We start from the raw sequence: 8,172 nt of genomic DNA, 5'->3' as shown, positions 1-8,172 counted from the left end.
AGGCATCCCGCTCTCCTGACCCCATTATGCGGCAGCCCAGCGCTGACCGCGGAGAGAAGCGAGTGATCCATGGGAACGGTCACGAATACGAGGAAACAGCTTGACCCAAAACGCCCCAATCAGAGAAGACTCTCAGCATTGGGAGCCTGAGCATTGCAAATTCTGGTGGTAGAGGACGATCCCGATCTGCGCCTGTTCATCGAAAATGGCCTGCGCCGCGCCGGGCATGCGGTGCACGGCGTGACGAGCGCCGAACAGGCGGCAACTGATGTCGGGAAACAGGCTTTCGACGCCGTGATTCTCGACCGGATGCTGCCGGGCATGACTGGGCTGGATCTGGTGCGGCAGTGGCGCAGACGGGGTGAGCGGGTGCCGGTGCTGCTGCTGACCGCGCTCGACGGCATCGATGACCGGGTGGAGGGTCTGGAGGCGGGAGCGGACGATCATGTCGGCAAGCCTTTCGCCATGAACGAACTGCTGGCGCGGCTTCAGGCCATCACGCGCCGCGCCCATGTGCCCGATCCCGGTTCCCGGATCGAGGAGGGGGAACTCGTCCTTGACCTGATGCGGCGGGATTTGCGCTACAAGGGACGGCTTGTGGCGCTCCAGCCGCGCGAGATGCGGCTGCTGGAGGAACTGATGCGCCATTCCGGCGAACCGGTGACCCGCGCCATGCTGCTGGAACGGGTCTGGGGCTTCACCTTCAATCCGCAGACCAGCATCGTTGAAACCCATATCAGCCGGTTGCGCTCGAAACTCAGCGACAGCGGCGTGCCCGCCAGCATCGAATCCGTGCGCGGTGTCGGCTACAGGCTGGCCATGCATGGCTAAGGTGCTGCGCAGCGCGGCCTATCGCATCGCGCTGGTTTATGCGCTGGGCTTTGCGCTGGCGACGGCGTTGCTGGGCGTCGCGGTGATCCTTTTCGCCCATGCCGCCTTCATGCGTCAACTGGAAGCGCAGATCGTCGAGGATAGCGGCGCCCTGATCGCTGAATATCGGCTCGAGGGGCATGATGGACTAACCTTTGCCATTGGCGAGCGAGAGGCAGGTAATAGCGCCAATGAACTCCTATATGCGGTGTTCGCGCGGGACGGCCGGCGCATAGCGGGCGGCCTGCATGCCCGCCGTCCGCCAGTGGGTTGGAGCAACCTTGATTTTCAGGACGTTCTGGAGGGGCCGGATGTCGCCCGCGCTTGGTCCGTCGATCTGGATGATGGCTCTCGCCTGATCGTAGGCGCGGATCGTTCGGTGGTCGAGCGTGTCGACCAGACGTTAGGCGGCATTTTTCTGGTGGCGTTCGCCATCGTGCTGCTGCTCAGCCTGACCGGCGCGCTCCTGCTTGGCGCCTATCTCCGCCGTCGCCTGGCTGCCATCAGTGGTGCGGCCGACCGGATCATGGCGGGCGATATTAACCGCCGCGTGCCTGAAAGCGGGACCGGCGACGAATTTGACGCGCTGGCCCATTCGCTCAACCGGATGCTGGACCGGATCACGGTCCTGCTTGAAAATCTGCGTCAATTGTCGGGGGACATCGCGCATGACCTGCGCACGCCACTGGCCCGGCTGCGCAGTCATCTGGAAGAGAGCCTGGAAGGCGGGGAGGATCCGGATCGCCTGCGGGAAAGGCTGGCTTCCGCGCTGGATCAGACGGACAAGCTACTTGCCCTGTTCGCGGCCATTTTACGTATCAGCGAAATCGAGGGTGGACGGCGCAAGGCGAGTTTTCGGACCGTTGATCTGGCGGAAATCGCCCGCGACATGGCAGACAGCTATATCCCCGCCGTTGAAGAAGGCGGTCGCACCTTGACCGCAAATTTGGCTGCTATCGCAACGGTGCAAGGTGATCGGGAATTGCTCTCGCAGGCGATCGTGAACCTGCTCGACAACGCGCAGGTACACACGCAGCCCGGTACGGCCATACATCTGCTTCTCGAAAACCGTGACGGCAAGGTGCGTGTTGCGGTCTGTGACAATGGACCGGGCGTGCCCGGCGACGCGCATGAAGCCATTTTCCGCCGTTTCGTGCGCATGGACCGCGGCAGAACCACGGCTGGCCATGGCCTGGGCCTTAATTTGGTCGCGGCGATCGTCGCAATGCATGATGGGCAATTGGAAATCGGTGACAATGCACCGGGACTGACGATAGGGTTCATTCTGCCGCAAACCGTGCCTGCATAGTCGATGCTGGACGGGAAGTCTGCGACATGATGGAATAGTGTCCCGAGCAAAGGGCGATCGATGCCGCGCTATTGAGTGCGCGCATCCCAGTAGCGGTTCGATCACTGGGACCAGTCGATCAAAGCTTTATTCTCTTATCAAGGATGGCTCTCTGAGAACCTCGAATGAGGGGCAGGCGACGCTGATTCTCGTGGAGGATTTACGGACCCTTCTCACCGCGTCCAGGCGTTGAGGGGATATTCGCTCAGGCGAACTTTGCAATTTGGCTATCGGCCCCGAGCACGGCGCCTGCCATCTCCGCGCTGAACCTCGGCATATCGTGAAAACGAATAAGCTGCACAGAGCAGCAAATCGTCCTGTTCCGTTCTACAGGATCCCGATCCGTTTATTGATAATCTACCAAAATTACGGAGCTAAGTCCTTGATTTTATTGGTGACCCCTACGGGAATCGAACCCGTGTTTCAGCCGTGAGAGGGCCGCGTCCTAACCGCTAGACGAAGGGGCCACTGGTCGCATTGGGCGACGGGCAGGGGGCCGCCTTTAAGAGGGCGGGTACGAGCCGTCAAGCGAAACCCGTGCACTTTCCTGCGGCACATAAAAAACCACCCCATGCGATTCGCATGGGGTGGCCAAGGTTCAGGGAGGAGACGCCTCCTAAGGGGGAGGCGCCCATACGACACACCCGAAAGGGGGGCAGGTGCGCCGTATGTTCGGTAAATAGAGAAAGCTGCGCGGAGTTTCAAGTGGCATCGCGCAACCTTTTTTCTTAAATATTTGTCATAAATGCTTAATTTCAATTAAGATTCAGCGGGTTGGGGCGCTGAGGGCACAGCGATCGGACCCTTGCCCTGCGTCACCTGCGCCTCGAACAGTTCACGCATTAGTTGGAGCGAGAAGAGATGGGCGTAGATCAGCGGCAGCATTCCGTTCTGGCTGATCTTTCGTAGCTGGTCGCCCCGCATGTCGCGCAGCTTTTCCTCATTCACCATGCGGAAGCCGCGATAGACGAAGGGCTGATCATTGCCCGGCACCTGGATGGCGACTTCGCCGTCCATCAGCAGGTCCAGATCCTTCAGATCCTTCATGAACTGGCCGGTGCGGGCGGCGGCCTGTTCGAAATCCTCGCAGAATTTGAGGACGCCCTGGGTCAGTTCGCTGGGCTTGCCGTCCTCGAACAGCGGCTGGCCATCTTCGAACGCGCCGATCGCGTCGCTGGTCGGATCGAAGCAGAGCGACAGTTCGTCGCTGTCGGGGCGCAGCTTTGCCAGCATCCAGGGATAGCGACGGACATAGGCCGGGACATAGGCCGGGCCGCGCAGCTTGCCTTCATCGTCGAGGAAGGTGTTGACGCCCTCGTTAAGACCCATCAGCGCCAGCGGGACCGGCTCGTCGCCGGCGGAGAAGATGATCGGCACGAAGCGCTGGGCAGCGACGAATTCGTCGACGGTCAGCGGGATCGCGTGCTGCTTGGTGAGGAAGGGCGCCGAATCGACGGAGCGGCTGCGATAGGCGGCATGATCGACGCTGCTCAGCGGAATAAGGTCGTTGTAGAAGACGGGAAGGCCGTTCGCGGGCGCGCTTGCCATGATGTGCTAGTCCATTTCTAACAAAAAAGCGGCGCATTTTCCCTTGCGCCGCGGGCCTGATACTGGGCCGAGGGAGATAAAGCCCTCGAGCGCGGGAGGCAATCGCTTTGTCGACGCCCGGTGCTTCAGGCGGGCCTGCCTTCAGCCTTCTTCCGGGCGGGGGATGAGCTTGTCCGGATTCATGATGCCCTGAGGATCGAAGGCGGTCTTGATCGCGCGCAGGGCATGCAGCCGCGCGGGGCTGGCAAGGCGACCCAGTTCGGCGCGCTTCATCTGGCCGATGCCATGTTCGGCGGAGATCGATCCGCCCGCCGCGACCACCGCGTCGTGGACGAAGGCGTTGATCGTTTGTCCCTCCGCCGCGATCCAGGCCGGGCCGTCGCTCGTCCCCTTGGGTGCGCGGACGTGGAAATGGACGTTGCCGTCGCCCAGATGGCCAAAAGATGAGGCGGTGGTGCCGGGGAAGGTTCTTTCCGCCGCTGCCGCCGCGTCGACCATGAAGGCGGGCATGCGGGCGACCGGGACGCTAATGTCATATTGCAGCGCCGGTCCCTGGGCGCGTTCGGATTCGGAAAGCGATTCGCGGATGCGCCAGAAGGCTTCGGCCTGCGCTTCGTTGGCGGCGATGGCGGCGTCGACGGCGATGCCTTGCTCCAGCGCTTCGGCCAGCGCGCTTTCGAGCCGTTCGGCGGGGCCGGGTTCGCGCAGGTCGCCATGGTCGACTTCGATCAGCACATGCCAGGGCGTGCGCGTCTCGATCGGGCAGCGGGTGCCGGGAATATGCGAGAGGACATGGCCTAGGCCATCATCCGCGATCACCTCGAAACCCTCGACGCTGTCACCGAGACGCGCTTCGCAGAGGCGGAGCAGGGCGAGCGCGTCTGTGGGCGAGGGGACTCCGACCCAGCCGACCGCGCGGGCGGCGATGGCCGGAACCAGGCGCAGCGAGGCGGCAGTGATGACGCCCAGCGTGCCTTCGGCGCCGATCAGCAATTGCTTGATATCATAGCCGCGATTGTCCTTCTTGAGGGCGTCCAGCCCATGGAAGATGCTGCCATCGGGCAAGACGGCCTCGATCCCTTCGACCAGCGCGCGCATCGTGCCATGGCGTAGCACCTGCGTGCCGCCCGCGTTGGTGGAGATGAGGCCGCCGATCGTGGCGGAACCCTTGGCGCCCAGACTCAAGGGGAAGCGGCGGTCCACGGCGGTTGCGGCATCGTGGAGGTTGGAGAGGATCAAGCCCGCTTCGCACACGGCCAGATTATCGTCAGGCGACAGGCTGCGGATGCGGTTCATGCGGCGGAGCGACAGGATCAGCGCGGAACCGTCCGCAGGCGGCGTGGCGCCGCCGACCATGGAGGTGTTGCCGCCCTGCGGCACCAGCGGTATGCCAAGGTCCGCGGCCAGTTTGACGGCGGCGGCGACCTGCTCGGTCGTATCCGGCTGAAGGATCGCCATGGCCGCGCCATGATAGCGCCCGCGCCAGTCGCTGACCCAGGGGGCGATGTCGTCCGCATCGGTCACGACGCGCTTTTCCCCCAACAGGGCGGTGAAGCGGGCGATAACATCTTGTCCTATCATGGGACTGTCCTATGCCTTGGAATTCATCGACGGTTCAACCTTTGGTCCATAGCGTCTGCGTCCCAAAAGGGGTTCGACTTGTTTCATTCCGTCCTGCTGCTGTTGACCGTGCCAGCCGCCGAGCCCGTGCAGTGGGCGCAGTTGACGATCGAGCAGCGCATCATCATTCGCGTGCCGATGGCGAAAAAGGGCCGTGCCCCGGCGCGCCCGGTGCCCGACGCGCGCAATGACTGGAAGGAGAAGAAGGGGCCGCGTTGCATCGCCCTGCGCTCGATTCGGTCGGCAAGCATCCTGATGGACAATGCCATAGATTTGTTGCTGGCGGATAATCACCGCTATCGCGCCAGGCTGGAACGCGGGTGCAACAGCATGGGCTTTTATTCCGGCTTCTATGTCGAGCCCGATGAGGATGGGTCGCTCTGTTCGGGGCGGGACGAGTTGCAGGCGCGTAGCGGCGTCAGTTGCGGGATCGACAGTTTTCGGCGGCTGGAACAGGCCGAACCTGACGAATAAGGGCATCATTTTCGCGATTTTCTTGACAAGAGAGCGATATTTCCGCAAGGCGCGCGCGATTTCCTCTGCGTGTTTTCGCGCGGTGGATAGCCTCCTGTCCCGGACATTTGAATGACTTTTGCCGATCTCGGCCTTTCCGACGAATTATTGAAGGCCGTAAGCGAGGCCGGATATGACACGCCCACGCCGATCCAGGCGCAGGCGATCCCGCCCGTTCTGATGATGAAGGACATTATCGGCATCGCCCAGACGGGGACTGGCAAGACCGCCAGCTTCGTGTTGCCGATGATCGACATATTGGCGCATGGCCGCGCCCGCGCGCTGATGCCGCGATCGTTGATCCTGGAACCGACGCGCGAACTCGCCGCCCAGGTGGCAGAGAATTTCGAGAAATACGGGAAGTATCACAAGCTCAACATGGCGCTGCTGATCGGCGGCGTGCAGATGGGCGATCAGCTCAAAGCCTTGGAAAAGGGCGTGGACGTGCTGATCGCGACGCCAGGGCGCCTGATGGACCTGTTCCAGCGCGGCAAGATCCTGCTCAACGGTTGCAGCATGCTGGTGATCGACGAAGCGGACCGCATGCTCGACATGGGCTTCATCCCGGACATCGAGGAAATCTGCACCAAGCTGCCCGCCCAGCGGCAGACTTTGCTGTTTTCCGCGACCATGCCGGCGCCGATCAAGAAGCTGGCGGATCGGTTCCTGAGCAATCCCAAGTCGATTGAGGTGGCGCGGCCCGCGACGGCCTCGATCAACATCACCCAGCGGCTGGTGAAGGTCGATTCGCGCAAGAAGCGGGAAGCGCTGCGGGCGATGCTGGAAGCGGAGGATGTGCTGAGCGCGGTGATCTTCTGCAACCGCAAGACGACGGTGCGGGATCTTAACAAGAGCCTCCAGCGCCATGGCTTCAAGTCGGGCGAGATTCACGGCGATATTGACCAGTCGGCGCGCATCGCGGAGCTGGAACGGTTCCGGGCGGGGACGGTGAATATCCTCGTGGCGTCGGACGTGGCGGCGCGTGGGCTGGACATCAAGGGCGTGAGCCATGTGTTCAACTTCGATGCGCCCTGGCATCCGGACGATTATGTCCACCGCATCGGCCGTACCGGCCGGGCAGGGGCGAAGGGGGTCGCCTATACCTTCGTGACGGCGGACGATGCCGAGGCGATCGACAATATCCAGAAGCTGATCAAGCAGAAGATCGAGATGATCGATGCGCCGGCGGCTGCGGCTCCGGCTGAACGCAGCGCCGATGAACCGCGCAAGGCGGACAGGGATCGGCGGAAGGATCGCAAGTCCGACAAGCGCCGTGACGACCATCGCTCTGAAGAGCCTCGTGTGGCGCGCCCCGAAGGCAATGGCGCCCGTCCGCGTCGGCCCGAGCCGGTGGATAACGGTCCGGACGAGGGCTGGAACGGGCCGGTTCCGGAGTTTTTGTCGGTCGGCTTTGGAATTTAGAGCGCGCTGCGTTAAACTGGATGCAGGGCGTGCTCTCTAGTTCTTTGATTTACGCGATTTATTAACCGTCGATCGATTGACTGCGCCGAACTGCGTTTCCGACCGCTTGGAGCCGAAGGCCAGCGCAGCTAAATCGCTCTGGCGTCAGGGCGTCGCGGCGTTGGCCGCTGGCGTCGCCGCCGCGCTACCCTCCGGCGTCTGGGCCTTGGGGGCGAAGATGTGCAGGCTGTCCAGCGTCTTTTCCGCCATCGTCTGATATTGCTCGCTCAGCATTTCGGGATAGACGAAGCTGGCGGTGACGATGGTGCCGTCCGGCTGTTTCATCAGGCGCAGCGCGACATTATTGCCTTCGCCGTCATTGGCGGTGCCGCGATATTCATTGTTGCCGATATAATCGCCGCTGACCCCTTCGGAACCCTCGTTCACAGTTTCGACGATCTGTTGCAGCGTCTGGTCCCCATCCTTCTTCTGCCAGAAGATGCGGACATCTGCGCCTGCGCCGGGATCCTGATAGACCACGCCGTCGGCATTGCTGGAGGCGGCGTTCTTTTCCCAGCCCTCAGGGAAGGTGATGGAAAAGCCGCGCTCGACATTGACGTAATTGCGGGAGGCCGGGGTGTCGGCCTTGGCACTGGCCATCGCCTTGGCCGCGGCCGCGTTGGCGGCGGCGGCAAGCTCCTCCTGGCTCGGCAGATCCTCGACAGGTTCGGCGCGGCCGCAGGCGACCAGCAGCAGGAGGGGCAGGGCGACGGCAAGGGCGGTTCTTTTCATCGCTCTCCCAAAGCATAGCCGCCGCAACATTTCAACTTTGCAGCCGATCGTTGAGCGATGGGGCGACGGCGGGAAGAGGC

Annotated in this window: 7 protein-coding genes and 1 tRNA gene; 4 read left to right on the top strand and 4 right to left on the bottom strand. The window is 62.6% G+C overall.

Going from position 1 to position 8,172, the window contains the following annotated elements:
* The first annotated feature begins 153 nt into the window (after positions 1–153).
* Positions 154–831 carry a response regulator transcription factor gene (locus HHL26_RS08400; protein ID WP_066556116.1) on the top strand — a complete coding sequence of 226 codons (678 nt, stop codon included), beginning with the start codon at positions 154–156 and terminating at the stop codon, positions 829–831.
* Complete coding sequence (locus HHL26_RS08395; RefSeq protein WP_169576062.1) at positions 824–2,179, top strand: ATP-binding protein; 1,356 nt, start codon at positions 824–826, stop codon at positions 2,177–2,179. Before HHL26_RS08400 ends, HHL26_RS08395 begins: the two co-directional genes overlap by 8 nt.
* A gap of 431 nt (positions 2,180–2,610) precedes the next feature.
* On the opposite strand, the gene HHL26_RS08390 is transcribed toward HHL26_RS08395, so the two are convergent.
* The 3 genes from HHL26_RS08390 to HHL26_RS08380 all read right to left on the bottom strand — a co-directional run bounded on the left by HHL26_RS08390 (position 2,611) and on the right by HHL26_RS08380 (position 5,347).
* A tRNA-Glu gene (locus HHL26_RS08390) sits at positions 2,611–2,685 on the bottom strand.
* Between the two features lie 292 nt (positions 2,686–2,977).
* Positions 2,978–3,766, bottom strand: coding sequence for a SapC family protein (locus HHL26_RS08385; RefSeq protein WP_066556117.1), 789 nt, complete (start codon positions 3,764–3,766; stop codon positions 2,978–2,980).
* Positions 3,767–3,907: 141 nt separating this feature from the next.
* Entirely contained in the window at positions 3,908–5,347 is a 1,440-nt protein-coding gene (locus HHL26_RS08380; protein WP_066556119.1) for an FAD-binding oxidoreductase, read from the bottom strand.
* 78 nt (positions 5,348–5,425) lie between these two features.
* Between HHL26_RS08380 and HHL26_RS08375 the strand changes: the two genes are divergently transcribed.
* Both HHL26_RS08375 and HHL26_RS08370 read left to right on the top strand, forming a co-directional pair.
* Complete coding sequence (locus HHL26_RS08375; protein ID WP_066556121.1) at positions 5,426–5,860, top strand: hypothetical protein; 435 nt, start codon at positions 5,426–5,428, stop codon at positions 5,858–5,860.
* Positions 5,861–5,971: 111 nt separating this feature from the next.
* On the top strand, positions 5,972–7,321 hold the full coding sequence (locus tag HHL26_RS08370) for a DEAD/DEAH box helicase (protein WP_066556123.1): 1,350 nt from the start codon (positions 5,972–5,974) through the stop codon (positions 7,319–7,321).
* A 144-nt stretch (positions 7,322–7,465) separates the two neighbouring features.
* Here the strand turns inward: HHL26_RS08370 and HHL26_RS08365 are convergent, their stop codons facing one another.
* Positions 7,466–8,092: a hypothetical protein gene (locus tag HHL26_RS08365; protein ID WP_066556125.1), complete on the bottom strand. Its 627-nt coding sequence runs from the start codon at positions 8,090–8,092 to the stop codon at positions 7,466–7,468.
* Positions 8,093–8,172 lie beyond the last annotated feature (80 nt).

This window comes from Sphingobium sp. TB-6 (genome assembly GCF_012927365.1).
In the GTDB taxonomy this organism is placed as follows: domain Bacteria; phylum Pseudomonadota; class Alphaproteobacteria; order Sphingomonadales; family Sphingomonadaceae; genus Sphingobium.
Note: the sequence above shows the minus strand (reverse complement) of the source record. Positions and strands in the feature narration are given on the sequence as shown.